The organism is Haloarcula rara, assembly GCF_029338235.1.
In the GTDB taxonomy this organism is placed as follows: Archaea; Halobacteriota; Halobacteria; order Halobacteriales; family Haloarculaceae; genus Haloarcula; species Haloarcula rara.
Genome location: NZ_CP119785.1, coordinates 703,018 through 726,879 on the forward strand (window position 1 = coordinate 703,018; position 23,862 = coordinate 726,879).

Sequence of the window (23,862 nt, forward strand, 5' to 3'; positions counted from 1 at the left end):
GCACCGGAGCCGACCAACGGGAGGCGAGGAGCGCAACGAGGCGCGCGAGTCGATAGCGCGGGGGCTTTCTGGCCGTTCGCGGTGCAGTCAGTTGTCTCAGCACGGTCGTCCACGGTGCAGGTAATGACAAGTACATCTCCTAGCCCGTTTTCTGAATCCTTTTATTCGTGTGACGACTCCCTCCGGGTATGAGTGAGCAGGACGCAGCCGAAGAGGCGACGACATCCGACGACGGGGATGCCGACGTCGACGGCGAGGTCGACATCGAGGGTGCGCCCGACGACGTCGACACCGACGACATCGACCTCGGGGACGTCACTGGCGAAGCCGACGAGGACCTCGTCGAGCGGGTAGCCGAATCCGACCCCGAGGAGATAGCCCGCGAGCTCGCGGGGCTGCGGAGCCAGACCGAGACGCTGGCGTCCGAGGTCGACGAGCTCGAAACCGAGGCCGAAGAGCTGGAGGACAAGCTAAAGCGCAAGCAGGCCGAGTTCCAGAACTACAAGAAGCGGATGAAAAAGCGCCGCGAGGAGGAAAAACAGCGGGCCACGGAGGACCTCGTGAGCCGGATTCTGGACGTGCGGGACAACCTCGAACGGGCGCTGGAGCAGGACGAGGACACCGATATCCGCGGGGGCGTCGAGTCGACGCTGCGCCAGCTCGACGACGTGCTCGAGGCCGAGAACGTCGACGTCATCGACCCCGACCCCGGTGAGGACGTCGACCCGTCGGTCCACCAGGTGCTGGCGAACGTCGAGAGCGAGGAGGAACCGGGCGCCATCGCGGACGTCCACCGGCCGGGCTACGAGATGGCCGAGAAGGTGCTGCGCGAGGCACAGGTCACGGTCTCGAAAGAAGAATAGCGGGCGGAAAGCGCCACTGAACCGGTCGGATTGCGGTGCATAATAACGCCACCGGTTAGCGAACCGTAGAAAGGGGAAAACCGACAGCAGGCGGCCACTGCTCGCTGTTGGGCACTATCGCATCTAGCAACTTTTAACCGGCCGAGTCCGGTACGACATGGTAAGATGGCGAGCAACAAAATTCTGGGTATCGACCTCGGGACCACGAACAGCGCGTTCGCGGTCATGGAAGGTGGCGACCCCGAAATCATCGTCAACGCGGAAGGCGAGCGGACGACACCCTCCGTCGTCGCGTTCGACGACGGGGAGCGTCTCGTCGGCAAACCGGCGAAGAATCAGGCGGTAAAGAACCCCGAGCAGACGATTCAGTCCATCAAGCGTCACATGGGCGAGGACGACTACTCGGTGACGCTCGACGGCGAGGAGTACACGCCCGAGCAGGTCTCGGCGATGATACTCCAGAAGATCAAACACGACGCAGAGGAGTATCTCGGCGACGATATCGAGAAGGCCGTCATCACCGTCCCGGCCTATTTCAACGACCGACAGCGCCAGGCGACCAAGGACGCCGGCGAGATCGCCGGCTTCGAGGTCGAGCGCATCGTCAACGAGCCGACCGCGGCCGCGATGGCCTACGGGCTCGACGACGAGTCCGACCAGACAGTCCTCGTCTACGACCTGGGCGGGGGGACCTTCGACGTCTCCATCCTCGACCTGGGCGGCGGTGTCTACGAGGTCGTCGCGACCAACGGGGACAACGACCTCGGTGGCGACGACTGGGACCACGCTATCATCGACTACCTGGCCGACGAGTTCGAGGACGAGCACGGCGTCGACCTGCGCGATGACCGCCAGGCCCTCCAGCGGCTGACCGAGGCCGCCGAGGAAGCCAAGGTCGAACTCTCCTCGCGCAAGGAGACCCGCATCAACCTCCCCTTCATCGCGACCACTGACGACGGGCCGCTGGACCTCGAACAGAAAATCACGCGCGCGAAGTTCGAGAGCCTGACCGAGGACCTCATCGAGCGCACCGTCGGTCCGACGGAGCAGGCACTTTCCGACGCCGGCTACGACAAGGGCGACATCGACGAGGTCATCCTCGTCGGCGGGTCGACGCGGATGCCCCAGGTCCAGGACAAGGTCGAGGAGATGACCGGCCAGGCGCCCAAGAAGAACGTCAACCCCGACGAGGCCGTCGCGCTGGGTGCGGCTATCCAGGGCGGCGTCCTCTCGGGCGACGTCGACGACATCGTCCTGCTCGACGTGACGCCGCTGTCGCTCGGTGTCGAGGTCAAGGGCGGCCTCTTCGAGCGGCTCATCGAGAAGAACACCACGATTCCCACGGAGGAATCGAAGATCTTCACGACCGCCCAGGCCAACCAGACGCAGGTCCAGATTCGCGTCTTCCAGGGCGAGCGTGAAATCGCCGAGGAGAACGAGCTCCTGGGCGCCTTCGCGCTGCAGGGCATCCCGCCGGCGCCCGCGGGCACGCCCCAGATCGAAGTCTCGTTCAACATCGACGAGAACGGCATCGTCAACGTCGAGGCCGAAGACAAGGGCTCGGGCAACAAGGAAGACATCACCATCGAGGGCGGCGCCGGCCTCTCCGACGAGCAGATAGAGGAGATGCAGGAGGAGGCCGAGGAACACGCCGAAGAGGACGAGGAACGGCGCAAGGAGATTGAGGCCCGCAACGAGGCCGAGGCCGCCGTGCGCCGCGCCGAGACCCTCATCGAGGAGAACGAGGAGGACCTCGACGCGGACATCATCGACGATATCGAGGCCAAAATCGAAGACGTCGAGGAGACCCTCGAGGACGAGGACGCCGGCCGCGAGGACTACGAGTCGGTGACCGAGGAACTCAGCGAGGCGCTGCAGGAGATCGGCAAGCAGATGTACGAAGGCCAGGCCCAGCAGGCCGCCGGCGGCGCAGCGGGCGCCGGCGCGGCTGGCGGGGCTGCCGGACCCGGCGGTGCCGGTCCCGGTGGCGCAGCCGGTGCTGGCGGCGCGGCCGGTCAGGGCGAGGAGTACGTGGATGCGGACTTCGAAGACGTCGACGAGAGCGACGAAGACGACGAGTAACGCGAGGAGTCGAGTCGCTCTCGTCGGCTCGTCGGGCCGCGTAGCGGTCCGACGGCGTCTCAGAAAGCGACCGGAGGGAGCTTTCTGAAGTGGGCGAGAAAGACGACGACGAGATAGACGACTCTTTCTTGTCGGACCGGTTGACGAGCGGAGTGAAACGTCCCGGCAGAGCGCCGGACCGGCGCGGGGATTTGCCGACCGCGACACGGACGACGGCGGGTTACGTTTTATCGAGCGCTCAGCCAGTCTCGTCCCCGATAGTAATCGTCTCCAGCGTCTCGGTCCGCGTCTCCGGCGCGCCGGTCAGCCGCCCGGTCCAGACGACGTCGACGGTGTCGCCCGGTTCAAGATAGAAACCGACCGAGCGGTCGGCGTCGAGGTAGTTTCCGTCGCCGTTGGAGTCGACGCGTGGGTCGTCGACGGTGACGCTGTCGCCCTCGGTGACCGGGAGGGTCGATTCGTTGGCCCACAGCAGCCGCGTCGTGGTGTCGTTGTCGGCGTCGGTGACGACTAGGGCGACGGACTCGCCGGTCAGGTCGTCGCCGCCGGCGTGGGTCACCGTGACCGCCCCAGTGGCGTTGTCGTAGCTCCCCTCGAAGTCGGCCGACGGGGCCGCGGTCCGGAGGTCGGCGCCCGGCCCGACGACCAGTCCTGCCAGTGCGGCGACGGCCAGCACCGCGACTCCCCAGACGGCGATGCGCTCGACGGTTGCGGCGGCGCGGGCGTCCGACCTCACACTCATTGGGCGGACTGTCTCCCGGGGGAAAAATAAGCGCCCCGGTCGCGGGCCGTGGAGCGGGCGCAGGCGGGCGACAGCGGCGGCAGGGGTGGACGTGTCGCGGCCCGTAGGAGACCCGTTCTTTTCAAGTATCTCAATCCAGTACCACTCACACAACGAATGAGCCAGGATTTCTACGAGATACTGGGGGTCTCCCGGGACGCCTCCGAAGATGAGATACAGGAGGCCTACCGGCAGAAAGCACGGGAGTACCACCCCGACGTCAGCGACGACCCGAACGCCGAGGAGAAGTTCAAGAAGGCCAAGAAAGCAAAGGAGGTCCTCACCGACGAGGAGAAACGGCAGATGTACGACCAGATGGGTCACGACCGCTTCGAGCAGGCCGAGAAGCGCGGCGGCGCCGGCGGCGGTGGCGGCATGGGCGCGCCGGTGGCGTCGGTGGCGCCGGCGGCTTCGACATGCAGGATATCTTCGACCAGTTCTTCGGCGGCGGCGGTCGCGGCGGCCGCGGTGGCTCCCGGCGCCGGCAGGGCCAGGACCTCCAGACCCGCCTCACCATCGACCTGGAAGAGGCCTACACAGGTGCTCAAAAGCAGATAACGGTCACTCGACCGGAGACCTGCGAGGACTGCGACGGGAAGGGCCACCCGCCCGACGCCGACAGCGAGACCTGTCCGGAGTGTAACGGCCAGGGTCAGACCACGCGGGTCCAGCAGACGCCGATGGGCCGGGTCCAGCAGACCGCGACCTGCCGGCGCTGTGAGGGCGAGGGGACCCTCTACGACGAGACCTGTTCCACCTGTCGCGGCGAGGGGACCGTCCGCAACGAGGCCACGCTGGAAGTGGAGATTCCCGCCGGTATCGAGGACGGCCAGAGCCTCCGGATGGAACGGGAGGGCGCTCCCGGCGAGAACGGCGGCCCCAACGGCGACCTCCTCATCCAGGTGTCCGTGCGGGACCACCCCGACTTCGAGCGCGACGGCGACGACCTCTCGTATAACCACGCCATCTCGTTCCCGCAGGCGGTCTTCGGCGACAGTATCACTGTCCCGACGCTGGACGGCGACGTCGAGGTGGACGTGCCAAGCGGCACCCAGAGCGGCGAAGTGTTCAGGCTGGAGGGCAAGGGGATGCCCCGACTGCGCCGGCGCGGCAGCGGCGACCTCTACGTCCAGGTCCAGGTCGTCACGCCCGAGAGCCTGAACAGCGAGCAGAAGGAGGCCCTGGAAGCCTTCGCCGAGGCCGGCGGCGAGGAGGTCGACGTCGAGGAAGGGTTCTTCGAGAAGCTCAAAAACTCCCTCTAGTTTCGGCTCTCTTTTGTCCGGGCACTGCGAACGGATTGCTATGCAAACGCTGAGTGACCTGGTCGCGGCCGGTCGCGAGCGCGACGATGTGCTGTTTACGACGCCGGAGCGGTCGGCGCCGTACAGCTACCGGGACTTCTGTACGAACGTCTGGAAGGGCGGGAACCTCATGCGCCACTACGGGGTCCGGGAAGGAATGCAGGTCGCCGTCGTCGTCGGGCCGAAGAACCCGACAGAGGGCGACGAGCCGGGGTATCTCCGGGACTGTCCCGACGGCCTGCTCGCGATACTTTCCGCGACGCTCGACGGCGCAGTGGCGGACATCGCGCCCGGGCCGGAAATCGACGCGACGGCACTCGTCGCACCGGCGGCGTGGCTCGACCGCTACGAGCTGGCACCGGGGACGAAAGCGCTGGCCTACGGCGGCCCGAGCGAGGACCCGACCGTCGCGGGGTTCGAGCGAGAGCTGTGGAGCGAGAACCCCTTGCAGCCGCCGGGCGAGCGCGCCCCCGACGACGCGGCGCTGCGAGATGCCGAGGGGACCTACAGCCACGGCGACCTCCTGGCGGCGAGCGAGCACGTCGTCTCCGAGTACGATATCGACGCGGCGACGACCGTGGCGTTCCGGGCGCCGGTCACCGCCGCTGGCGCCGTCGTCGCGGGGCTGCTCGCGCCGCTGCGGGCAGGCGCGACGGTCCGCTTCGGGGACGACGATGCGAGTGACCTGGCGGTGGCTGGTGAGGACGTGGACGTTCCGGAAAAAACGGTTGTGCGACCGGGCGATGCCATATAGGGAACATCGTAGCGCGTGGCCGGGTAGCGCCGACCAGCGGTCGTCGTACACCGGCCCGTCACTACGATAACCCCTATCAGTGTGAGGCGCGGTACTCGCCGTGTTTGACGCCCAGCAGCAGCGTCACGACGCCGAACACGAGCAGTCCACCGAGGACCATCATCACGGTGCTCATCTGCATCGGGCTCATCAGCGTCCCGACAGCGAGGACACCGAACAGGACGAGGAAGGCGACAGCCGTCTTCAGCGCGTCTAGTTCCATAGCAGCCGCGAGTTAGGAGCGTAGACCCAAAGCCGTTACTTTACTCGGTGGGCCTGACGAGGTCGGCGAGCGTCACCAGCGTCCCCAGCACCCAACCGACAGGGAAGGAGAGCGCGAGCCACATGATGACGTAGCCCACGCCTTCCAGTTCGAACGTCCGGGAGAACGTCTCGGCGAGGCCGATTGGCGCGAGGGCGTTGGCCAGTAACCACCGGGCCAGCGCGGTGCTGTTGGGGAGGACGACGGCGGCGAGCGTCTTCGAGAACAGCGCCGCCACGACCGGCGGGAGGAAGATGGCGGTCATGGCGAACGGATAGGCGAGCAGGACCGTCGTTGCCCGGCCGCCGGCCGACTTCGTCCCGACGGCCAGCGCGGCCGAGACGGTCGCCACCCCGCCGGCGAGCGCGATAGCCAGGAAGCCACCGGCGATGAGGTCGAGCTGGAACCGGGCCAGCGCAGCGAGCGCGCCCCAGACGACAAGCGAGAGCACGACGACGCCGAGCAGGCCCAGACTGGCCGCGGTGCGCCCGATGCGGCGGGTCTGGAACCGGACGAACGCGCCCAGCAGGACCAGCGGGTAGACGAAGGCGATGACCGGGACCCCAAGCGCCGACCAGGCCCGGTACAGTATCATGCCGAGCTGGGTGTCCGGCTGCCACGTCCCCAACACTGTGTCGCCCGCGCCCCGCTGGCGAGGGTAGACCAGCTCCATCCAGGTCTCGTGTAACCGCCGGAGGTCGATTCGGAGGCCGGCGATCACCCCGTCGTTCCCGACTGACATACATCCCAGTTTACCCCTCCCCGTGGTAAAGCTTTCAGGCCGCGGCGGAGAATACTATGGCACCGATAGCGGTGGGGTGAGGTGACCGTCTCAGTCCCAGGCGTCGGGACCGAAGTCCGGGTCGACCTTGCGGTCCTCGCGGTCGATGCCGTCGATACGCTCGATATCATCGTCAGTCAGTTCGAGGTCCAGACTCCGCCAGTTGTCCGCGATGTGGTCGCGCCCGGTCGCTTTCGGGATGGCGGTGACGCCCTTCTCCTTGAGCCACGCGAGGCTGACCTGGGCGGCGCTTGCGTCGTGGCTGTCTGCGATGTCGGTCAGCACGTCGCTATCGAAGACGTCGCCGCGGGCCAGCGGCGAGTAGGCGACGAGTTCGTAGTCGTGTTCGGCGGCGTGGTCCCGGAGTTCTTCCTGCTGGAGGAACGGATGTATCTCGACCTGGTTGGCAAAGAGCGGGGCGTCCAGAATCTCCATGGCCTCCTCGACGTGGTGTGGCTCGAAGTTCGAGACGCCGACGTTGTGTATCTTCCCCTGGTCGTAGAGTTCGTCGAAGGCGCCAAGCGTCGCCTCGGCGTCGTAGGCGCCGGCCGGCCAGTGGACGTACAGCAGGTCGACGGCGTCGACCCCGAGGTCGTCGAGGCTCGCTTCGGTCGTCGCGTGGACGTCCTCGGCCGCGAGGTTCGCGTTCCAGACCTTCGTCGCGAGGAAGATATCCTCGCGGGACACGTCGGCGGCGGCCAGCCCGTCGCCCACGGCGTCCTCGTTCCCGTAGGCCTGTGCGGTGTCGACGTGGCGATAGCCCATCTCCAGAGCGGTTTCGACGCTGTCGGTACACTCCTGGGGGTCGTCGTTCTGCCAGGTGCCGAGCCCGAGCATCGGCATACCGTTGGCGCGCGGGACACTATCGGCTGTCGGTGTCTGTTGTGACATCACTGGAACAGTCGTGTTCGCGGCTGAAAAGGGGCCGGGAACCGGTCGGTAGGACCGACTGGAAACCGACATATTCAGGACAGGCGGGTCCTAACGACGAGCCATGACAGACGGTAGTACGGACGTGTCTCGTCGGGCCTTTATGCGGACCGCAACGGGGGCGACAGCCGCCGCGGCCGCCACCGGCACCGCCGCCGCCCAGGAGAACGCGACTGAAAACGGGACAGCGACCGGCACGCCGGCCGGGACCGCGACCGCCAACGGCACCGAAGCCGGTACCGAAGCAGGCACCGAAAGCGGCGACGGCGGCGGAGGCGGTGAAGCCGGCCCGCCGGACTTCGGCGGCTTCCTCGACGAGGTCGAGAACTTCGACGGCAGCGTCGTCGACGAACGAGGGAACGACACGGTGACAGTCGAAGTCGGCGTGGACGCAAACGGCGGGGCTTACGGGTTCGGCCCGGCGGCGGTCCACGTGGACAACGGCGCGACGGTCGAGTGGGAGTGGACCGGCGAGGGCGGCGGCCACAACGTCGTCCAGGACGGCGGGGACACCCTGGACTCGGGAGAGGCCACAAGCAGCTCTGGCGTGAACTACGAACACACCTTCGAGGAAGACGGTATCTACAACTACGTCTGTTCCCCCCACGAGAGTCTCGGCATGAAGGGGTCGGTCGTCGTCGGGAGCGACTACCCGACCAAGGACAGCGGCGGCGGCGGGGACGGCAGCGAGAGCGGCCCGCTGGGCGTGCCCGGCAGCGCGAAGATGCTCGGCGTCGCCACCTCCGTCGTGATGGTCGCGACGCTGGGGATGGCCTACGTCTTCATGCGCTACGGCGGCGACTACGAGATGCCCGAGGAGTAATCAACCGGTTCGAATCTCGACCTCGGCCTCTCGGGGCTCGCCCTCGATATCGTCGACGACTCGTCTGACGATTCTGGTCGCTTCCTTTCGGACGAGCGGTTTGACTTTCTCGATGACCCACCCCATAGAGACGAGTTTCGGCAGGTCCACGGCACTCGCAGAGGCCGAACTGGCGTCGTACTCGATGTGGAGGACGACCTCCGTGGCGACGTCAACGCCGTCGGGTGGCTCGGTCGGTGCTATCTCCCAGTAGCCCTCGGCGTCGATGTCCTTGACGATGCGCCAGTCGATACGCTCGGGCGGGTCCACACCGGTCACCTCCGAGCGAGCCGTGTAGGAGAGCTTCCACCACGAGAATCTGAGTGCGTATCTCGTGCCGACCGTGCCGTCGCCCTCCTGTCGCACCCGGTCGAGATACTCCGAGTAGCGCGCGTAGCCCGGGAAATCGACGAGAAAGTCGTACAGCTCCTCGGGCGACGCGTAGACGACCGTACGGGCCTCGATTTCGTCCACACGAATCAAGGGGTTGGTTCCCACTGTAAGCTTTCGGCCCCCGGCTGCCGAGATATTGCCGGAAGATTCCCACAGTGCATGAGATAGAACAAGAAATATTATTACCCTGTATGCGATACGGTGTTGTATATGAGTACATCCGACGTCAGGCAGACGGAGACTGAAGAGGAACAGGTGGGGTGGGAGGCCGTCGCGGACCTGCCCCCCAGCGCGAAGCTGGTCGCGAAAGTACTGGAGTACAACGACAGCCTGACCCAGAGTCAGCTCGCCGAGGAGACGCTGCTGCCGCCCCGAACCGTCCGGTACGCCCTGACACGGCTAGAGGACGTCGACGTCGTCGGCTCCCGCTTTTCCTTCTCGGACGCCCGCAAGCGCATCTACACGCTCACCATCGAGTGAGCCCACCGCGTCTCGGGCGCGAAACGGCACACGGCGTCGCCGACAGCGCCACGGTGTCGGGGGCGGGGACAACGTTGATTAGTTCCCCGACATAGAGGGTCCGTATGAAAGTCGTCCTGATAGGTGTCGGCCAAGCCGGGGGGAAGGTCACACAGGCCCTCGCGGAGTTCGACTACAACATGGGCTTCAACGCCGTCCGTGGCGCCCTCGCGGTCAACTCCGCCAGAGCCGACCTCCAGAACCTCGAACTCGATACCACCCTCATCGGCCAGGACCGCGTCAAAGGCCACGGCGTCGGCGGCGACAACGAACTCGGCGCCCAGATAATGCAGGAGAACGCGACGGAGGTGCTGGACAACATGGACGGGCGCATCACCACCGAGGCCGAGGCCGTGGTGGTGGTCGCCGGGCTGGGCGGTGGCACCGGCTCGGGCGGCGCGCCGATGCTCGTCCGCGAACTCAAACGCATCTACGAGATGCCCGTCTACACCCTCGGCATCCTCCCCGGGGACGACGAAGGCGGGCTCTACCAGGCCAACGCCGGCCGCTCGCTGAAGACCGCCATCCGGGAGTCCGACTCCGTCATCCTCGTCGACAACGACGCCTGGCGCGGCGCCGGCGACAGCGTCGCCCAGGGGTACGAACGTATCAACGACGCCATCGCCCAGCGCATCGGTTTGTTGCTCGCCGCCGGCGAGGCCGTCGAAGGCGTCGGCGAGAGCGTCGTCGACTCCTCCGAGATAATCAACACCCTCCGTAGCGGCGGCATCTCCGCCGTCGGCTACGCCGCCGCCGACGCCAGTGAGAACGCCGAGGAGAACGTCAACACCATCACCAGCGTCACCCGCAACGCCATGCTTACCAGTATGAGCCTCCCCAACGCCACCGACGCCGAATCCGCGCTGCTTGTCATCGCGGGCGACCCCGAACGCCTCTCCCGGAAGGGCGTCGAGCGCGCCCGCCGCTGGGTCGAAGACGAGACCGGCAGCATGGAAGTCCGGGGCGGGGACTTCCCGCTCGGCTCGGACAAAATCGCGGCGCTAGTCGTCCTCTCGGGCGTCGAGCGCTCCGACCGCGTCGACAAGTTCATCGAGAAAGCGAAACTCGCTGCCAAGTCCCAGGGCAACGACACCGACCCCGACGAGTACTCCAGCGACGACCTCGACTCACTGATGTGAGGGCCGGGAGCCGCCTCCGTTCGGCGACCCGGGGAAGGGCAGGCAGTCCCGCGGAGCATACCGCTCGCCCGCGGCGAGCGGTTTCACCGAACTCGCGCCGACTGCGCGAGTTCGGCCTTTTTAGCGTAGATTTTTGCGAACCGGGTACCCGCAGCGGCACGCAGCGCCGCGAGGATACCCGGTGACGTAAAAAGGTACTATACCAGACTCGAGCCGTCGAACTCGGTCCGGTCGTAGTCGTGGTCCATCAGGTCCAGGATAGTGGGGGCGATGTCGTAGAGGTCGGCGTCCTGGATGCGGGCGTCGTCGTCGTCGACGAACAGCGTGGCGTTGTCGAAAGAGTGCATCCCGTTGCGCGGGCCGACGCCGAAAACGTCGTCGCTACCCTTGAAGCCGGCCTTGAGGTCGAAGCCGTGGTTCGGGACGACGACGAGGTCGGGGGCGATATCGGAGTGGTCGCCTCGGAAGGCGTCCTCTCGTGTGACGACGCGGTCGGCGACTGCGTTGCCGTTGGGGCCTTCGAGGGCCTCGAGTTTCTCCTTGAGGTCCGCGCGGACGTCCTCGTAGTCGTCCTCGCTGACGCCGCCGTTTGGCTCGCGGCCCTCGAGGTTGATGTAGAACCGGCCGGGGATGAGCGAGTACGCCTTCGTGTCCTCGCTGATATCGCCGAGTTCGGAGTGGTCGTCGTCGGCAAAGTCGAGCCACCCTTCCTCGGCGAGCCACTCGTTGAAGTGGACCTCGTACTCGAGGGTGGTAAAGCCGTGGTCGGAGGCGACGACCATCGTCACGTCGTCGTCGAGCTGGTCGCGCAGCTTGCCCAGGTACTCGTCGACCTTGCGATAGAAGTCGAAGAACTCCTGCTGGTACTCGCCGTCCTGTTCGTAGTCCTTGAACAGGAAGTGGTTGACCCGGTCGGTGGTCATGAAGACGCCGAAAAAGAGGTCCCAGTCGTCCTGCTCGACGTAGTGAGAGAAGGCCTCGTAGCGCTTCTCCAGGGTCTTGTGGGCGTCCTCGACGAACTCCGTCTTGTCGTCGTCGTGGCCCAGTTTCGCGTTGACGTCGATGCGGTAGTTGCTGTCCTGGAGGTGGTCACGCAGGTCGTCGGGGTAGGCGGCCTTGTCGACGCCGGGCGAGAGGAAACCCGAGACCATCCGCTGGACGTTGCGCTGTGGCGGGAAGGTGACGGGGACGTTCAGCACGGTGGCATCGCGACCTTCGTCGGTGATGCGGTCCCACAGGCGGGTGGCCTGGACGTCCCGACCCATGGGGACGTACGTGTCGTACGACCCGACCTCGCGGTCCTGGAAGCCGTAGACACCGGTCTCGCCGGGGTTGACGCCTGTCGTCAGCGCCGGCCAACAGGCGCTCGACTCGGGGGGAACGATGCTGTCGATGGGGCCGGCAGCGCCCGACTCCTTGAGCTCGGTGAGGTTCGGAAACACGTCCGGATGCTCGTCGATGAGGCTGTACGGCACCCCGTCGATGCCGAAGAAGGCGACTCGCGGCGCGTCGTCACCTTTCAGACGGTCGAATAGTCCCATGAGAGCCGTTAGACAGGTCGGGGACAAGAAGCTTCTTTTCGTCGTCGCGTCACGGAAAGCGGCAAAACTGTCGAGTCCGGGCGGCAGACCCTAGCGGTCAGCGTTCTCCGGGACGACTGTGAGGTGTGCGATACCCGGCGGCTGTGGCTGTTCTCTGTCGGGTCCGACGTCGAAGTCGTCCGTCGAGGGCGCTGATTGGTCGGTCGCCATGCGTACGTATACCATGGGCCCGGTCGCTGAAAAGATTACCCATGCTCATACATAATCGGCAACGCGTTCCTGTATTACCGGTGGAAATAGCAGTGCGGCGCGGGAACTGTCGGCCGTGACAGTTGACTCCGGGTGAGAGCCCGGTATCGAGACAGCGGGTTCAGTTGAAGTGTTCGTCGTAGAGGTCCTGTGCGTGCTCGATGGCGTCCATCGCGGCCTGCTTGTCCTCCCAGCCCAGCGTCTCGACTTCCTTGCCCTCCTCTAAGTTCTTGTAGGTCGAGAAGAACTCGTCAATTTCGTCCCGGGTCTGCTGGGGGATGTCCTCGAGGTCCTCGATGTGGTCGTAGCGAGGGTCCTCGGTGGGGACGGCGATGACCTTGTCGTCCTGCTCGCCGTCGTCGTCCATCTTCATCAGGGCGACCGGGCGGGCCTCGACGACACAGCCGGGGAACGTCTGGTCCTCCACGAGGACGAGCACGTCGAAGGGGTCCCCGTCGTCGTAGTACGACTGCGGGATGAAGCCGTAGTCGGAGGGGTAGTGAACGTTCGAGTGCAGCACCCGGTCCAGCACGACGCCGGGGATGTCCTTGTCGTACTCGTACTTGTTTCGCTCACCTTTGAGACACTCCACGACGGCGTAGATCTCTTCCGGCGGGTTCGGTCCGGTTTCGAGGTCTTCCCAGAGATTCGTCATCGTCCGCGTGTGCGTCGGGGTATTAAAAAGGATTTTCGTAATGGAACCGTCACCCGGTGGGCATAAACTACTTGTCGGCTGGTCACGGACACGACGATAGACAGTCACGTTGCATTAGGTGTCTCCTACTACCGACCGGGAGTCTCCTGCTGGAGGGCGGCCGAGGAGCCGATTGACCGTGTTCGTGACAATTATTAAGTTCCTATATATCGGCCACCATCGGCTGATACTACCGGAACATACGCAGTAGTTAACAAGTGTTAAATAGCTTGATGACATTTGGCTTACCATGTCAGAGGCACAATCCGTAGCGAGCAGTCCTGGTGTCGCAAAAGACCTGACCGCGTTCCAGCAGAACATCCTCGTCATCCTCGCGGAAGAGCCCCGGTATGGGCTTGCTATCAAGCGAGAACTCGAGTCCTACTACAACGACGAGGTAAACCACGGCCGGCTCTACCCCAACCTCGACGACCTCGTCGAGATGGGGCTGGTCGAGAAGAGCGAACTCGACAAGCGAACGAACCAGTACTCCCTGACGGAGGACGGAAAAGAAGCGGTGCTGGACCAGCTCGGCTGGGAGTTCTCGAAGTTCGTCACCGGCGGCGACCGCGCCGACGAGCTCCACGACCTCGTCGACGGACAGGCGTAAGCAGTCCCTACGAAGACGAATCGGCTTTTTTGACCGCCAGCTCGATAGAGTCATCCAGCAGCTCGCGCTGCCGGTCGGTCGGCCAGGCGTTGCGCGGGAAGTACTCCTCGCGGAACTCGGCCAGCTCCGCGGGCGTGGCCTCGGCGATGGGCTTTGCGTAGTGGTTCCCCATGAAATCCGCGAGCGCCCGCGCCGTCGCACCGTGGACCTCGCCGTGGTCGTCCCGGACCGCCTCGACGACCGCGCGGTTCCGCTCCTCGACCTCGTCCCACTCGTCCGGGTCGCCCGGTCCCGAGAGGCGAATCTCGACGCCGCGGTCCGTGTCCTCGACCATATCCGGCTGGATGACGCCGTCGGCCACCCATTCGGACGGGTAACAGACCAGCACCTCGCCGGTGTCCTCCTCGCGGATGCGTGCCTCGTACTCGTGTTCGGCGAGCAGAGCCGCGCGCTGGTCGCGGTAGGCGGCTGCCGCGCCCTCGTCGACGGCCTGGCGGGCCAGTCGCGTGAGTCGTTCCACCTCGTCCTGGATGTCGGCTGGGAGGTCAGGCATCGTCTAATGCGTCGTTTGCCAGTTGGTCCGCGCGGTCGTTTATCTCTCGCGGAACGTGTTCGAGCTGCCAGTCGTCGAACTGCATGAGCAGTTCCCGGACCCGGACGCGCTGCTCGCGGAGCTCGGGGTCGTTGGTGTCCCACTCGCCGCGGACCTGCTTGACGATGAGTTCGGAGTCGCCACGGATATGGACCTCGTCGAAGCCGTAGTCGTGGGCCACTTCGAGCGCTTTCACGAGGGCGGCGTACTCGGCCTGATTGTTCGTCGCCCGCCCGATGGTCTCGCCGCCCTCGGTGACGATACCGCCGTCGTCGACCAGCACGAACCCGACCGACGAGGGGCCGGGATTGCCGCGGCAGGCCCCGTCGAAGTAGACGTGGACGCGGCCGCCGTCGTCGTCTCGCAAGAGCGCTTCCAGACGTGCGGTGTCGCCCCCCTGGACCACCACCTTGTCGTCGTAGGCGACCGCGGTGGCGCCGCCGTACTCGGCGCGCCAGCGCTCGTGGTCGGTGTTGCCGTCCGCGACGGTGACGCCGGCCGCGGCGAGTCGCTCGCGGGCCGCGTCGGGGTCCGACTGGATAACGGGCATTACCGGGAGAGACCGGGGAGTGCCAATAGGGGTTGTGGTCCCGCCGTCTCGTCAGGAACCGCTCATACGGATTATTGTAGTGATTTACCGGTATGCACCGTCGGTGCAATCCGGAAATAATCTACAACAAACCGTATCAGTTCCCGGCGAGGCGCTCGGCACCGGTCTGTCGGCCCGCCGCGCCGCCGCGGATGCGGTCAATGCCGGCCAGCACGCCGCCGACCACCACGAGCAGACTCGTGCCGAGCATTATCGTCAGGAACGGGTCAAAGGGCGAGAGCACCAGCGGCGACACCAGCAGTATCAGCCCGGACACGACGGCTGCGACAATCGATAGCGGCGCCGCCTGCTTCCCCGAGGAGGCCCGGTAGGCCGAGTGGGCGAGCGCGATGGCGGCGACCTCACCCGCCAGCAGGCTCGTCAGCGCCTGTGAGTGGGTCACTCGGAAGAACGCGGGCAGGACGATGACGACGAGGCTCGCGATGGTCGCGACGAGCCCCGACCACTTCGTGAGGTTCACCATGATTAATATCACCTGTTGTTACTCAGTGGAAGTACCTAATAGTTACCCACGGTCGGCAGGGACACCTTCTTGTCGGACAGGGGCCAACGCGGGATAGATGCGACTCGACGAGTACATCGAGGGGTTCGAGCGCGACGAGGCCGCCGAGAAGCGCCGCCTCGCCGAGGCAAAATCCTACGCCATCACGGACCACCTCGAGGACGTCGAGCGACAGTTCGACGAGGCCCTACAAGGCGACGCCCTCTTTGGCTCGACGGCACCCGAGATCTTCGTCGGTCGGTCGGGGTACCCGAACGTCTCGACGGGGCTGCTCTCGCCAGTCGACCGCGACGCCGCCGCCGAGGGGTACGCCACGAGCAGCGACTGGTACAGCGAGGGACTCGGTATCGAGGACGTGCTCCAGCGCCGAACGGGGATGCTCAACTCGACGCGCCAGACCGCCGTCGATTCGGTCCAGACAGGTGGCCGTCGCAGCCGTCAGACTGGCAACGCCTACGACGTCTGGGAGGGATTCGTCGGCGTCCAGCGCGAGGTCGCCATCGCCGACCACCCGGTCGAGGTGGAGGTCGGGCTGGACGGCAAACCGGACCTCGACCTCTCCTTCGACGATGTCGGGACGCCGACCGGCCCCCGCGCGACGGCGACGGGCGCCGACCTCACGGAGAACCCCCACGTCCCGAAAGCTGTCGAGAAGACCCTCTCCGACGACGACTGGCAGGCCCAGGGCGCGATGACCTATCTCTATCGCCGGGGCTTTGACGTCTACGACATCAACACCATCCTCTCGGCGGGGGCGCTGGGCCAGGCCAGCGAGCGGTCGCTCGTGCCGACGCGGTGGTCGATTACGGCGGTCGACGACACCGTCGGCCAGTACCTCCGTGGCACGCTCAGGAACAGCGATACCATCGACAAGCCCGAACTCTGGTACAACGAGTACATGGGCAACCGCTACTGGGTGCTCCTGTCACCGGGCCGCTGGGAGTTCGAACTCGTCGAGATGAAATCGCCGGGGAGTGTCTGGAACCCCCGGCCGGAGACGGGCTACTACATGTCAAGCGCCCACGAGGGATACGAGGGCCGGACCAGCTACGTCGAAGAGACCGCCGGGGCGTACTACGCCGCCCGCCTGGGTGCGCTGGAACATCTCCAGGAACGGGGTCGGCAGGCGAAGTGTCTCGTCCTCCGTGAGATAACCGACGACTACTGGGCGCCCGTGGGCGTCTGGCAGGTACGGGAAGGCGTGCGCAACGCCTTCGACGGTGAGCCCGGAGTCGGGCAGACGTTCGGCGAGACGCTGAACGCCGTGGCGGACCAGTTACCGGTGCCGATGGGTGCGCTTCGGCGCAAGTCCGAGCTCGTGGCGGGCCTGCAGTCACAGCTCTCGGACTTCTGACCGGGTTTGAGTCGTCGGGTCTGAACCCCGCCGCCCTCGCGGAAATTTCGCCTTTAATTCAACGTTTCAGGCCTGCTATCTACCGAATCGACTGGTTTAACCGTCCGAGCCTGTTGGCACAGAACGTGCCCTCACAGCCCCAAGATACACCCCCCACAGCCGAGCTACGGAGCGAGGCCTACCACATCACCGTCGACGACGGGGCGGACTCGTTCTGTGCGCTCAGCATCGAATCGCCGGAGAACGACCAGGCGTGGCTCATCTCCGATACGGTCGTCGCCTTAGAGTCGATGCGGTAGTTACTCGGTCGGGACCGGGCCGGTGCCGACGACCTCGCGCACCGCGGCCTCGAACTCGTGTCGGTCCGCGAAGTACGTCTCGTCGACCTCGTCCAGCACCGCGGCCAGTTCCTGTGGCCCGTCCGGCGTCCGGATGGTGGTGTCGCCCTCCCGGTCGACGACGGTGCTGTGCTCGATGCCCCACGTGAGCCGCGCGGTCACCCGCGAGAGCGGGGCGCCCTCGACGTCCGGTCCCTCGCCGAGTTCGACGGCGGGTTCCTGTTCTTCCTCGGTGTCGTCGTCGCTCATACCCGAACTCTGGCTGCCTGCCCGATTAGTGCTTTCGGAACGGCCGAACCGCACTCGCTCGCGCGCACGCCTGTCTTGCGAGTGTCTGACGGGGAGTTTTGAGGAACGCCGCTCTAGTACCGCTATGACCAGTTTGAGCGATGTGTACGAGGGGGAGGTCGGCCGCGTGGCGACGCGGCGCCAGCAACTCGTTGGGACCGGGTTGTTCCTGGCCGGTGCGGCGGGGCTCGTGGCCGCCATCGCGCTGGCGACCACCAGTCTCGGGACGACCCTGGGACTGGGCGACTACGCCGCCCGGGAGATCGCCGGCATCGTCGCCGGTGTCGGGCTGCCGGCGGTCGTGCTCGGCATCTTCGCCGTGCTCCCCGCAGGGCCCCGGACCCGGCTGGCCGCAGTCGGCGGCGCCGGCGTCGCACTGGTCGGTGTCGTCGCGTTCCAGCGGCTCTACCCCTACAGCTGGATGGCCGACGCCCCGCTGCTCGCGCTGGGTGCCAGCACCGTCTACTTCACCGGCGTGCTGACGACGTTCTGGTGTCTGTTCGCCGCGCTGGCGACGTTCAAGACCCGCAATGACCCGGGCGGAACCGCCCGGATGAAGGTCACCGAGGAGGGGACAATCGAGCTTGTCGAGGAGTCCCGCTCGCTTCCCGGCCTCGGTGGTATCGGCTTCTTCGGTCGAGACCCCGACGGCGACGTCGCAACCCAGACCAACCGCCGCGGGACGACCACCAGCGACGGCGGGGCGACCCAGCACACCGACGGCAGCGAGGTCATGGGCCAGGCCCGCTCCGGGCCTGACCCCACCACCCAGCAGTCACATACCACTACCCAGTCCAAGTCCACCCCACAACGACCCGAAAAAAGCGCACCGCGTGGCCCGACCGAACACGAGCTCGACCCCAAACTGGCCAACGCCGGTCCGGAGGCCTCCCCCTCCACCGACGGCGGCACCACGACCGCGACCGGCCAGGACCCCATCACCGAGACGGCGGTCCACCGCGGGGAACCCGACAGCTACTGTGGCAACTGCCGGCACTTCCAGTACGTGATGGACGGCGACGACGTCGCCCCCTACTGCTCGTTCCACGAGGAGACGCTGGACGATATGGACGCCTGCTCCGCCTGGGTCGACAACGGCTAGGAGTGGGTCGAGGGTTTCTAAGTAACTGCGTACAGCCGGAACGTACCGCCAGCAGCATCGAACGAGTGCGTGTACTACAGCCAGAAAGCCCCGGCCAGCCGACCGGGCGGGACTGAAAGGGGCCGGACGCTCGGCGTACGAGACGAAGTAAGCACTGAACTGAGCGAACGAAGTGAGCGAAGGAAGCGCGAAGCGAGTCGCAGTAGCCGAGCGTCCGGGGGCTTTCTGACTGTTCACGGCGCTTTTGGTCTGGTTTCCCACTCCGCTGACAGCTCCGTCTACGACGAGGAACCCGGGCGTTTAACACAGACCCGTGGTATACTGCGTACAACAATGGAATTCTGCGACGACTGCGGCTCGATGATGAAGACAGAAGACGATATGTGGGTCTGTGGTACCTGTGGCTACGAGAAAGCACGTGACGCCGAGACAGAGAAGAAAGCGGTCACGACCCAGGGCCAGGAGTCCTCGGAGGTCGTCGACACCTCCGAGGTCGACCCACAGGATATGGGGCCGACCACGGGCGCGCGCTGTCCGGAGTGCGGCAACGACCGGGCGTTCTACGAGATGAAACAGATTCGGGCCGCAGACGAGTCCGAGACGCGCTTTTTCACCTGCACCGAGTGCGAGCACAAGTGGCGGGAGGACGACCACTAGGGTCGTGGCTCCCGACGCCGCCGAACCGGACGTCCCCGAGACGCAGTTGGCACGCGGTGGCTGGGAACTGACCGACGAGCGCGTCGAGACCGTCTTCCGACTCAGCACTGCGACGGTCGTTGGCGCGACCAGTCTCTACGACGACGTGCGAACGCGCGAGGTCGCCGAGTCGGCCGCGGGGCTCGACCACCAGTGGCGGTTCTTCTTCGCGACGGCGCTAACCTTTCGGCCGGCGCTGGCGCCCGGCATCGGTCCGATGCTGGTACTGCCGACGGTCCGCTCGGAAGCCCAATCGGCCTTCGCGGAGGAACTACGCGAGCGTGGCTTCGAGGACGTCTCCCGGGGGCGAAAGGAGCGGATTCGGGCCGACAGCGGCGACAAACTGCACCTGCGAAGCTACACGGCTGACCTTCCGCTGCCGTCGCTCGGGACCACGCTGTCGGTCACCGGCTGGGTCGGCGTCTGGCACGCCGACGGGTTCCGCATCGCCGCGGGTGCCTATCCGGACCGGCCGGTCGGGGAGATTCTCGACCTCGACGACCCCGACGAGTCGCTGACCCGGTCGCCGGCTGCCTACCGCGACGAACTGCTCGAGCTCATCCGCGCCGTCGAGTGAGCGCCAGCAGCGTCCCCTCGGGGACCAGTTCGACCGGCCCCAGCCCGAGCCGACGGGCGAGGCCGCTGGGGACGGCGTCGTCGCCGAGACGAGCGACCGGGACCCCACGGACCCGGAGTTCGGCAGTCAGGCCCACAGACGAGAGCAGCGCTGCCGCGTCCATCACGTCGATCGGGCGGTTGCGCCACAGCGAGACAGCAGCGGGGACAGAGGGCAGGTCCAGCGCCACGAGGTCGTCGTACCCCACGACACTCGCCGGGTGGCCGTCTAGCTCGACGTCCAGATCGGCCTCGACCGACAGGGCGGGCCGGCCTTCGAGGTCGTCCAACAGCTCCGCGAGGGTCGCTGGCGGGTCGCCGTGCTGTCCGGTCGATGTCGTCGTCACTCCTTCTCGCGGGCCTTGACGGTGAGCGTGCCGTCGATACGCCAGTAGGCGTACTCGGGGTCCTCGCCCGTGGTGCTCGGGACGTCGACCTCCATGTCCTCGAACTCGTACGTTATCTCGGCGTTGCGGCCGGTCAGTCGGTCGTACAACCCGATGGCGAGTTCGGGCCACGTCGTCGTCTCGTCTGGGGCGTCGCTCATGCAGACGCCTCTTGGGAGCACTGGGGCTTGAAACCACGGCTCGCGGAAACCGATGTGTCGCCGCGCGCCCGAACGGTTCGCTACCGACCTCGTCGAGGAATTTCCTGCGGTCGAGGACCACAACCGCTGCTCCGCGGTTCCCTGCGGTCACCGCGTCGCGTTCGAGGCTTTCGGTCGCTGCGATCCCGAAAGCCTCGCTATGGCCTTCTCGCGAACGTCAGATACCCGGTGTGGCCGACGCCGCCGGTCGAGGGCCGGGAGCCACGGTCGTCGAAGTCCATCTCCCGCTGGATGGTGTCGAGCGTCTCGATCCCGTCCAGGCCGACCTCGCGGGCCGCAGCGACGACCTCGCGAGTGTTCTCGACGAACGGGGAGTAGACGGCCAGCGAGCCGCCACGGGAGAGCAGTGTCGGGGTGCGCTCGACGACGGTCGGGGCGTCTTCGGTGTCCAGTGTCACTACGTCGAAGCCCGACAACTCGTCGAGGTCGTCGGTCACGTCGCCGGTCCTGACCTCCACGCTGTCGGTGACGCCCGCTATCTCCATGTTGGTACGCGCGACATCGGCGAAGTCGGGGTCGATCTCGTAGGTCGTCACGTCGGCTCCCATCCGGCCCATGTAGGCGCTGAGGATGCCGGTTCCGGTCCCCGCATCGAGCACGCGGTCGCCCGCGGCGACGCCGGTCTTGCCCACGACCAGCCCCACGTCGCGGGGCATCATCGGCGCGCCGGTGCGCTCCAGATGGGCAAAGAGGTCCGGGCCGCGGAGCCGCCGGACGGTGAAGCCATTGCCCAGATGCGTCTCGACGACGTCGCCGGGCGTCACGTCCTCGGGCACTTCGAGGATACCGAGGTCGGACTCGAAGCGCTCGCCAGGCGAGAGGAGGTATTCGCGGTCCTCGTGGACGAACAGATACACGCTACTCCAGCTCGTCGACCGCGTCCGCCAGGTCGCCGTCGTTGGCTTCCAGGGCCTCGCGGGCGGTGTCCTCGTCGACACCGGTCCGCATCGCGACGATTTCGACGTCGTCCTCGTCGACACCGCTGTCGTCGCTGGCGTCGTCTTCGACCGCGCCGCCAGCGCTCGCGCCCTCGCCGCGCTCGCGGGTCTCGGGGTCACCGACGACCTGGTAGGTCTTCTGCCCCTGGGCCTCCATCAGCTGGACCTCCGCGTCCGTGAAGACGAGCTCCTCCTCTGGGGTCCGGATAATCACTTCCTCGGCATCGATATCCGCCATATCGATACCCATCTGTTCCATCATCTGCTTCATCTTGCGCGGGTTCATCCCGCCGCCGCCTCCGAACATACCCGAGGCTGCGCGTTCTGGATAAAAAAGCCCACCGGGTCGCCTATTCGCCCGTCTTTCGCGGCAGATCCCCGTACAGCTCGCGGTTCATCAGGTCGGCGACGAACTGCCTGATTTCGTCCAGCAGTTCGGACTGGTCTTCGTAGCTGACGACGCGGGCGTCCCAGCGCTGGCTGATTGACCGTATCATCGCACTGGAGACGGCGTCTTCGTGGGCGAACATCACCCGCTCGCGGCCATCCTCGTCCAGGTCTTCTAGCACCGACCCCACTTCCATCCCGACCCCCAGCTTGTCGCCCATCGCGGGGACTACGAACAGGGTCGCGTTGCTCGCGCGGGCGAAAGCGATGCTCTGGCTCGCGGCGTCCATCTCATCCAGCGGAATCTCCGGCTCAACCGCGAGGAACGCGTTGACGCCGGGGTCGGCCCGCAATGAGCCCTGTATCGAACGGAGTGTCCCCATCATCGCGTCGAGATCATCGTCTGACGCGGACACCGCGGGCAGGGAGACGGAGTCCGGATCGACGTCGTCGGGTACGAGGTCGGCCACGTCGAATGTGGTGTACGGCCCCATCAGGTAGACGAGGAAATCACTGTACGGAACGGACCCGAGCGAGGACTTGATTCGGGCGCGCATACCGGGGCCACACAGGGACTGTATATAAATATAGGCTATACTCAGTGTTAACTGACTCAGCAACTATTAAGCCGGGTGGCGTACTAGAATAAACCGAGATGGGCACCACCACGAGAGAGGAGACCGGGCCGGCGGAACCGGCGGACCTCCTCCCCGAGCGGAGCATCCTCACGTTCGAGGAGTACATGGCGATGCAGCGGGCTGTCGGCAACGAGACCCGATTCCGGGTCCTCTACCGGCTCAAGCGCGACGGCGCGATGAGCGCCAAGGAGTTGCGGGAGGCCCTGGACGTGCGTGGGAACACGCTGCATCACCACCTCGATACGCTGGTCGACGTGGGCCTCGTCGAGAACCGCAAGCGCAACGAGCGAGACAGCGAGGGGCTGTACTCGTACTACCGGGCGACGGCGCTGGGGGAGGCGTTGCTGGACCACGGCGTCGAAGAGCTACTGCGCCGCGAACAGGAGTTCACGGACGCATACGCGTAGTTACACCGCTGGGTCACTGCACTCCCCACCAGCTTTCACGCCCACGTCACCTGGACGCTGTTGTCCCGGAGGATGACCTCGTAGTTCGACCCGTCGCGGATGTCGCCCGCCTCGACGTTGAGCGTAATGGTTCTGCGGAGTCCGTCCTCGATAGCCGCCGTGAGTTCGTACTGGCCCGGCCGGTCGATACCGGGGTCGAACTCTCGGGTGGCGCCGGCGTCGAGGGTCACGGATTCGTCGAGGACTGTCGAGCCGTCGTCGCGGGCGACGGTCAGTTGTACCGTCGCCCTGGCGGCCTGCTCGTTGGTGACGACGAGAAGCACCGGGTCGTCGGGGTCGGGCGTGACCGTGTTCGAGGACTCACCGCCACAGCCGGCGAGCCCGGCAGTCGAGACCGCGAGCCCGGCCAGAAGGGACCGACGGCGCATAGCGACGGTCAGCTATCGGTCCCCTGGCGCACTTTCACAGCCATCCCGGTCTCGAAGTCGGCCATCCCCCTCCCGGGGAGTTCCGCGCGGCCGACCGCGAGCAGGTCGCCGTTCTCGTGGACGACCAGCGTCTCGTCGCCGGGCCGAATCGACGGGTCGGCCTGCTTTACGAACTTCGCGAAGGTGTTGCGGCCCTCGCGGACGAACGGCTCGCTCTCGTCGCCCACGACGACCCGGTGAGCGGGGGCGTCGAAGGCCTCAAGCAGGCGTCGGCCACCGGCCAGTCCGAGGACGAAGCGGCCGTCGGTGGCGTAGGTGGCGATGCGGCCGTCGTCAGCGTGGACCTGTCGGGGCCGTCCCGAACTGGTGTGTGTGACCTCGACGGCGTCTTCCAGCAGGGCCGCGCCGGCACCCCGACCGAACTGGTAGTCGGCCCCGCGACGGAGGCCACGGAGCTCGCTGTCGCTCATTGCCTGTGGTGGCGCCCGTGTGGGTAACCCGTTTTCGGTCCGCGGCCAGCCGGCCACAGTGATCAGTGCGTGTGACTCCCTCGCATAATT

At 66.2% G+C, this 23,862-nt stretch carries 31 protein-coding genes and 1 pseudogene; 14 read left to right on the forward strand and 18 right to left on the reverse strand.

The annotated features are described in order from the left end of the window. Positions 1 to 188: 188 nt before the first annotated feature. The gene (locus P1K32_RS03715; RefSeq protein ID WP_276251371.1) at positions 189 to 863 is read left to right on the forward strand and encodes a nucleotide exchange factor GrpE; all 675 of its coding nucleotides are present in this window, start codon (positions 189 to 191) and stop codon (positions 861 to 863) included. A gap of 165 nt (positions 864 to 1,028) precedes the next feature. Then, on the forward strand, positions 1,029 to 2,945 hold the full coding sequence (dnaK, locus tag P1K32_RS03720; protein ID WP_276251372.1) for a molecular chaperone DnaK: 1,917 nt from the start codon (positions 1,029 to 1,031) through the stop codon (positions 2,943 to 2,945). Between the two features lie 238 nt (positions 2,946 to 3,183). On the opposite strand, the gene P1K32_RS03725 is transcribed toward dnaK, so the two are convergent. Then, positions 3,184 to 3,687 carry a type IV pilin N-terminal domain-containing protein gene (locus tag P1K32_RS03725; protein ID WP_276251373.1) on the reverse strand — a complete coding sequence of 168 codons (504 nt, stop codon included), beginning with the start codon at positions 3,685 to 3,687 and terminating at the stop codon, positions 3,184 to 3,186. Between the two features lie 156 nt (positions 3,688 to 3,843). Here P1K32_RS03725 and dnaJ point away from each other — a divergent pair. Both dnaJ and P1K32_RS03735 read left to right on the forward strand, forming a co-directional pair. Then, positions 3,844 to 4,988: pseudogene (dnaJ, locus tag P1K32_RS03730) on the forward strand (molecular chaperone DnaJ). Between the two features lie 40 nt (positions 4,989 to 5,028). Beyond that, positions 5,029 to 5,781 (forward strand): hypothetical protein, encoded by a 753-nt coding sequence (locus tag P1K32_RS03735; protein WP_276251374.1) that lies wholly within the window; start codon positions 5,029 to 5,031, stop codon positions 5,779 to 5,781. A gap of 76 nt (positions 5,782 to 5,857) precedes the next feature. Here the strand turns inward: P1K32_RS03735 and P1K32_RS03740 are convergent, their stop codons facing one another. The 3 genes from P1K32_RS03740 to P1K32_RS03750 form a co-directional block, all read right to left on the reverse strand. Beyond that, the gene (locus tag P1K32_RS03740) at positions 5,858 to 6,043 is read right to left on the reverse strand and encodes a DUF7333 family protein (RefSeq protein WP_276251375.1); all 186 of its coding nucleotides are present in this window, start codon (positions 6,041 to 6,043) and stop codon (positions 5,858 to 5,860) included. Between the two features lie 40 nt (positions 6,044 to 6,083). Next, positions 6,084 to 6,824 (reverse strand): hypothetical protein, encoded by a 741-nt coding sequence (locus P1K32_RS03745; protein WP_276251376.1) that lies wholly within the window; start codon positions 6,822 to 6,824, stop codon positions 6,084 to 6,086. A 90-nt stretch (positions 6,825 to 6,914) separates the two neighbouring features. Further along, positions 6,915 to 7,706 (reverse strand): aldo/keto reductase, encoded by a 792-nt coding sequence (locus P1K32_RS03750; RefSeq protein ID WP_276252160.1) that lies wholly within the window; start codon positions 7,704 to 7,706, stop codon positions 6,915 to 6,917. A gap of 151 nt (positions 7,707 to 7,857) precedes the next feature. Here P1K32_RS03750 and P1K32_RS03755 point away from each other — a divergent pair, with 151 nt between their 5' ends. Next, on the forward strand, positions 7,858 to 8,616 hold the full coding sequence (locus P1K32_RS03755) for a halocyanin domain-containing protein (RefSeq protein ID WP_276251377.1): 759 nt from the start codon (positions 7,858 to 7,860) through the stop codon (positions 8,614 to 8,616). Here the strand turns inward: P1K32_RS03755 and P1K32_RS03760 are convergent, their stop codons facing one another. After that, entirely contained in the window at positions 8,617 to 9,129 is a 513-nt protein-coding gene (locus tag P1K32_RS03760; protein ID WP_276251378.1) for a type II toxin-antitoxin system RatA family toxin, read from the reverse strand. Between the two features lie 129 nt (positions 9,130 to 9,258). Here P1K32_RS03760 and P1K32_RS03765 point away from each other — a divergent pair, with 129 nt between their 5' ends. Both P1K32_RS03765 and P1K32_RS03770 read left to right on the forward strand, forming a co-directional pair. Further along, entirely contained in the window at positions 9,259 to 9,528 is a 270-nt protein-coding gene (locus P1K32_RS03765; RefSeq protein WP_276251379.1) for a MarR family transcriptional regulator, read from the forward strand. A 104-nt stretch (positions 9,529 to 9,632) separates the two neighbouring features. Further along, positions 9,633 to 10,706, forward strand: a complete 1,074-nt coding sequence (locus tag P1K32_RS03770; protein ID WP_276251380.1) for a tubulin/FtsZ family protein — start codon at positions 9,633 to 9,635, stop codon at positions 10,704 to 10,706. 197 nt (positions 10,707 to 10,903) lie between these two features. Here P1K32_RS03770 and P1K32_RS03775 read toward each other — a convergent pair whose 3' ends face one another. Continuing rightward, a complete protein-coding gene (locus tag P1K32_RS03775) occupies positions 10,904 to 12,247 on the reverse strand; it encodes an alkaline phosphatase family protein (RefSeq protein ID WP_276251381.1) in 1,344 nt (447 codons plus the stop codon). Positions 12,248 to 12,617: 370 nt separating this feature from the next. Further along, on the reverse strand, positions 12,618 to 13,151 hold the full coding sequence (locus tag P1K32_RS03780; protein WP_276251382.1) for an inorganic diphosphatase: 534 nt from the start codon (positions 13,149 to 13,151) through the stop codon (positions 12,618 to 12,620). 289 nt (positions 13,152 to 13,440) lie between these two features. On the opposite strand from P1K32_RS03780, the gene P1K32_RS03785 reads away from it, so the two are divergent. Further along, complete coding sequence (locus tag P1K32_RS03785) at positions 13,441 to 13,800, forward strand: PadR family transcriptional regulator (RefSeq protein WP_276251383.1); 360 nt, start codon at positions 13,441 to 13,443, stop codon at positions 13,798 to 13,800. Between the two features lie 7 nt (positions 13,801 to 13,807). On the opposite strand, the gene P1K32_RS03790 is transcribed toward P1K32_RS03785, so the two are convergent. The 3 genes from P1K32_RS03790 to P1K32_RS03800 form a co-directional block, all read right to left on the reverse strand. Then, positions 13,808 to 14,353 (reverse strand): DUF7108 family protein, encoded by a 546-nt coding sequence (locus P1K32_RS03790; RefSeq protein WP_276251384.1) that lies wholly within the window; start codon positions 14,351 to 14,353, stop codon positions 13,808 to 13,810. After that, complete coding sequence (gene rnhA / locus P1K32_RS03795; RefSeq protein ID WP_276251385.1) at positions 14,346 to 14,942, reverse strand: ribonuclease HI; 597 nt, start codon at positions 14,940 to 14,942, stop codon at positions 14,346 to 14,348. Before rnhA ends, P1K32_RS03790 begins: the two co-directional genes overlap by 8 nt. Positions 14,943 to 15,078: 136 nt before the next feature. Continuing rightward, positions 15,079 to 15,465: a hypothetical protein gene (locus P1K32_RS03800; protein ID WP_276251386.1), complete on the reverse strand. Its 387-nt coding sequence runs from the start codon at positions 15,463 to 15,465 to the stop codon at positions 15,079 to 15,081. Between the two features lie 97 nt (positions 15,466 to 15,562). Here P1K32_RS03800 and nreA point away from each other — a divergent pair, with 97 nt between their 5' ends. Together nreA and P1K32_RS03810 are read left to right on the forward strand one after the other, a co-directional pair. Then, positions 15,563 to 16,858 carry a DNA repair protein NreA gene (nreA, locus tag P1K32_RS03805; protein ID WP_276251387.1) on the forward strand — a complete coding sequence of 432 codons (1,296 nt, stop codon included), beginning with the start codon at positions 15,563 to 15,565 and terminating at the stop codon, positions 16,856 to 16,858. A 125-nt stretch (positions 16,859 to 16,983) separates the two neighbouring features. Beyond that, positions 16,984 to 17,157 (forward strand): hypothetical protein, encoded by a 174-nt coding sequence (locus tag P1K32_RS03810; RefSeq protein WP_276251388.1) that lies wholly within the window; start codon positions 16,984 to 16,986, stop codon positions 17,155 to 17,157. Here the strand turns inward: P1K32_RS03810 and P1K32_RS03815 are convergent, their stop codons facing one another. Then, positions 17,158 to 17,445 carry a DUF5789 family protein gene (locus tag P1K32_RS03815; protein WP_276251389.1) on the reverse strand — a complete coding sequence of 96 codons (288 nt, stop codon included), beginning with the start codon at positions 17,443 to 17,445 and terminating at the stop codon, positions 17,158 to 17,160. A 124-nt stretch (positions 17,446 to 17,569) separates the two neighbouring features. Here P1K32_RS03815 and P1K32_RS03820 point away from each other — a divergent pair, with 124 nt between their 5' ends. The 3 genes from P1K32_RS03820 to P1K32_RS03830 all read left to right on the forward strand — a co-directional run bounded on the left by P1K32_RS03820 (position 17,570) and on the right by P1K32_RS03830 (position 19,859). Beyond that, complete coding sequence (locus P1K32_RS03820) at positions 17,570 to 18,586, forward strand: cell division protein CdpA domain-containing protein (protein ID WP_276251390.1); 1,017 nt, start codon at positions 17,570 to 17,572, stop codon at positions 18,584 to 18,586. A gap of 333 nt (positions 18,587 to 18,919) precedes the next feature. Next, on the forward strand, positions 18,920 to 19,243 hold the full coding sequence (locus P1K32_RS03825) for a transcription factor S (RefSeq protein ID WP_276251391.1): 324 nt from the start codon (positions 18,920 to 18,922) through the stop codon (positions 19,241 to 19,243). Between the two features lie 4 nt (positions 19,244 to 19,247). After that, a complete protein-coding gene (locus tag P1K32_RS03830; RefSeq protein WP_276251392.1) occupies positions 19,248 to 19,859 on the forward strand; it encodes a DUF6517 family protein in 612 nt (203 codons plus the stop codon). Here P1K32_RS03830 and P1K32_RS03835 read toward each other — a convergent pair. From P1K32_RS03835 to P1K32_RS03855, 5 genes are all read right to left on the reverse strand, one after another. Continuing rightward, the gene (locus tag P1K32_RS03835) at positions 19,840 to 20,244 is read right to left on the reverse strand and encodes a hypothetical protein (protein ID WP_276251393.1); all 405 of its coding nucleotides are present in this window, start codon (positions 20,242 to 20,244) and stop codon (positions 19,840 to 19,842) included. The two genes, P1K32_RS03830 and P1K32_RS03835, sit on opposite strands and share 20 nt — an antisense overlap. After that, entirely contained in the window at positions 20,241 to 20,444 is a 204-nt protein-coding gene (locus tag P1K32_RS03840) for a hypothetical protein (RefSeq protein WP_220586734.1), read from the reverse strand. The genes P1K32_RS03835 and P1K32_RS03840 overlap by 4 nt, the downstream gene beginning before the upstream one ends. Before the next feature lie 197 nt (positions 20,445 to 20,641). After that, on the reverse strand, positions 20,642 to 21,361 hold the full coding sequence (locus P1K32_RS03845) for a methyltransferase domain-containing protein (RefSeq protein ID WP_276251394.1): 720 nt from the start codon (positions 21,359 to 21,361) through the stop codon (positions 20,642 to 20,644). Between the two features lies 1 nt (position 21,362). Beyond that, complete coding sequence (locus P1K32_RS03850) at positions 21,363 to 21,749, reverse strand: nascent polypeptide-associated complex protein (RefSeq protein ID WP_276251395.1); 387 nt, start codon at positions 21,747 to 21,749, stop codon at positions 21,363 to 21,365. A 43-nt stretch (positions 21,750 to 21,792) separates the two neighbouring features. Then, positions 21,793 to 22,386: a DUF7509 family protein gene (locus P1K32_RS03855; RefSeq protein WP_276251396.1), complete on the reverse strand. Its 594-nt coding sequence runs from the start codon at positions 22,384 to 22,386 to the stop codon at positions 21,793 to 21,795. Between the two features lie 98 nt (positions 22,387 to 22,484). Here P1K32_RS03855 and P1K32_RS03860 point away from each other — a divergent pair, with 98 nt between their 5' ends. Then, positions 22,485 to 22,874, forward strand: coding sequence for a helix-turn-helix domain-containing protein (locus P1K32_RS03860; RefSeq protein ID WP_276251397.1), 390 nt, complete (start codon positions 22,485 to 22,487; stop codon positions 22,872 to 22,874). A gap of 35 nt (positions 22,875 to 22,909) precedes the next feature. On the opposite strand, the gene P1K32_RS03865 is transcribed toward P1K32_RS03860, so the two are convergent. Both P1K32_RS03865 and P1K32_RS03870 read right to left on the reverse strand, forming a co-directional pair. After that, positions 22,910 to 23,302, reverse strand: a complete 393-nt coding sequence (locus P1K32_RS03865) for an Ig-like domain-containing protein (RefSeq protein WP_276251398.1) — start codon at positions 23,300 to 23,302, stop codon at positions 22,910 to 22,912. A gap of 8 nt (positions 23,303 to 23,310) precedes the next feature. Next, a complete protein-coding gene (locus P1K32_RS03870) occupies positions 23,311 to 23,772 on the reverse strand; it encodes a PUA domain-containing protein (RefSeq protein WP_276251399.1) in 462 nt (153 codons plus the stop codon). Between the last annotated feature and the right edge of the window lie 90 nt (positions 23,773 to 23,862).

Excerpts from the sequence above, each read along its gene's own strand:
- P1K32_RS03825 (WP_276251391.1), top strand. The coding sequence starts at position 18,920 with ATGGAATTCTGCGACGACTGCGGCTCGATGATGAAGACAGAAGACGAT.
- P1K32_RS03740 (WP_276251375.1), bottom strand. The coding sequence starts at position 6,043 with ATGGAACTAGACGCGCTGAAGACGGCTGTCGCCTTCCTCGTCCTGTTC.
- P1K32_RS03860 (WP_276251397.1), top strand. The coding sequence starts at position 22,485 with ATGGGCACCACCACGAGAGAGGAGACCGGGCCGGCGGAACCGGCGGAC.
- dnaK (WP_276251372.1), top strand. The coding sequence starts at position 1,029 with ATGGCGAGCAACAAAATTCTGGGTATCGACCTCGGGACCACGAACAGC.
- P1K32_RS03790 (WP_276251384.1), bottom strand. The coding sequence starts at position 14,353 with ATGCCTGACCTCCCAGCCGACATCCAGGACGAGGTGGAACGACTCACG.
- P1K32_RS03770 (WP_276251380.1), top strand. The coding sequence starts at position 9,633 with ATGAAAGTCGTCCTGATAGGTGTCGGCCAAGCCGGGGGGAAGGTCACA.
- P1K32_RS03775 (WP_276251381.1), bottom strand. The coding sequence starts at position 12,247 with ATGGGACTATTCGACCGTCTGAAAGGTGACGACGCGCCGCGAGTCGCC.
- P1K32_RS03725 (WP_276251373.1), bottom strand. The coding sequence starts at position 3,687 with ATGAGTGTGAGGTCGGACGCCCGCGCCGCCGCAACCGTCGAGCGCATC.
- rnhA (WP_276251385.1), bottom strand. The coding sequence starts at position 14,942 with ATGCCCGTTATCCAGTCGGACCCCGACGCGGCCCGCGAGCGACTCGCC.
- P1K32_RS03855 (WP_276251396.1), bottom strand. The coding sequence starts at position 22,386 with ATGCGCGCCCGAATCAAGTCCTCGCTCGGGTCCGTTCCGTACAGTGAT.
- P1K32_RS03755 (WP_276251377.1), top strand. The coding sequence starts at position 7,858 with ATGACAGACGGTAGTACGGACGTGTCTCGTCGGGCCTTTATGCGGACC.
- P1K32_RS03850 (WP_276251395.1), bottom strand. The coding sequence starts at position 21,749 with ATGTTCGGAGGCGGCGGCGGGATGAACCCGCGCAAGATGAAGCAGATG.
- P1K32_RS03865 (WP_276251398.1), bottom strand. The coding sequence starts at position 23,302 with ATGCGCCGTCGGTCCCTTCTGGCCGGGCTCGCGGTCTCGACTGCCGGG.
- P1K32_RS03785 (WP_276251383.1), top strand. The coding sequence starts at position 13,441 with ATGTCAGAGGCACAATCCGTAGCGAGCAGTCCTGGTGTCGCAAAAGAC.
- P1K32_RS03840 (WP_220586734.1), bottom strand. The coding sequence starts at position 20,444 with ATGAGCGACGCCCCAGACGAGACGACGACGTGGCCCGAACTCGCCATC.
- P1K32_RS03735 (WP_276251374.1), top strand. The coding sequence starts at position 5,029 with ATGCAAACGCTGAGTGACCTGGTCGCGGCCGGTCGCGAGCGCGACGAT.
- P1K32_RS03815 (WP_276251389.1), bottom strand. The coding sequence starts at position 17,445 with ATGAGCGACGACGACACCGAGGAAGAACAGGAACCCGCCGTCGAACTC.
- P1K32_RS03745 (WP_276251376.1), bottom strand. The coding sequence starts at position 6,824 with ATGTCAGTCGGGAACGACGGGGTGATCGCCGGCCTCCGAATCGACCTC.
- P1K32_RS03780 (WP_276251382.1), bottom strand. The coding sequence starts at position 13,151 with ATGACGAATCTCTGGGAAGACCTCGAAACCGGACCGAACCCGCCGGAA.
- P1K32_RS03820 (WP_276251390.1), top strand. The coding sequence starts at position 17,570 with ATGACCAGTTTGAGCGATGTGTACGAGGGGGAGGTCGGCCGCGTGGCG.
- P1K32_RS03750 (WP_276252160.1), bottom strand. The coding sequence starts at position 7,706 with ATGCCGATGCTCGGGCTCGGCACCTGGCAGAACGACGACCCCCAGGAG.
- P1K32_RS03715 (WP_276251371.1), top strand. The coding sequence starts at position 189 with ATGAGTGAGCAGGACGCAGCCGAAGAGGCGACGACATCCGACGACGGG.
- P1K32_RS03870 (WP_276251399.1), bottom strand. The coding sequence starts at position 23,772 with ATGAGCGACAGCGAGCTCCGTGGCCTCCGTCGCGGGGCCGACTACCAG.
- P1K32_RS03765 (WP_276251379.1), top strand. The coding sequence starts at position 9,259 with ATGAGTACATCCGACGTCAGGCAGACGGAGACTGAAGAGGAACAGGTG.
- P1K32_RS03800 (WP_276251386.1), bottom strand. The coding sequence starts at position 15,465 with ATGGTGAACCTCACGAAGTGGTCGGGGCTCGTCGCGACCATCGCGAGC.
- nreA (WP_276251387.1), top strand. The coding sequence starts at position 15,563 with ATGCGACTCGACGAGTACATCGAGGGGTTCGAGCGCGACGAGGCCGCC.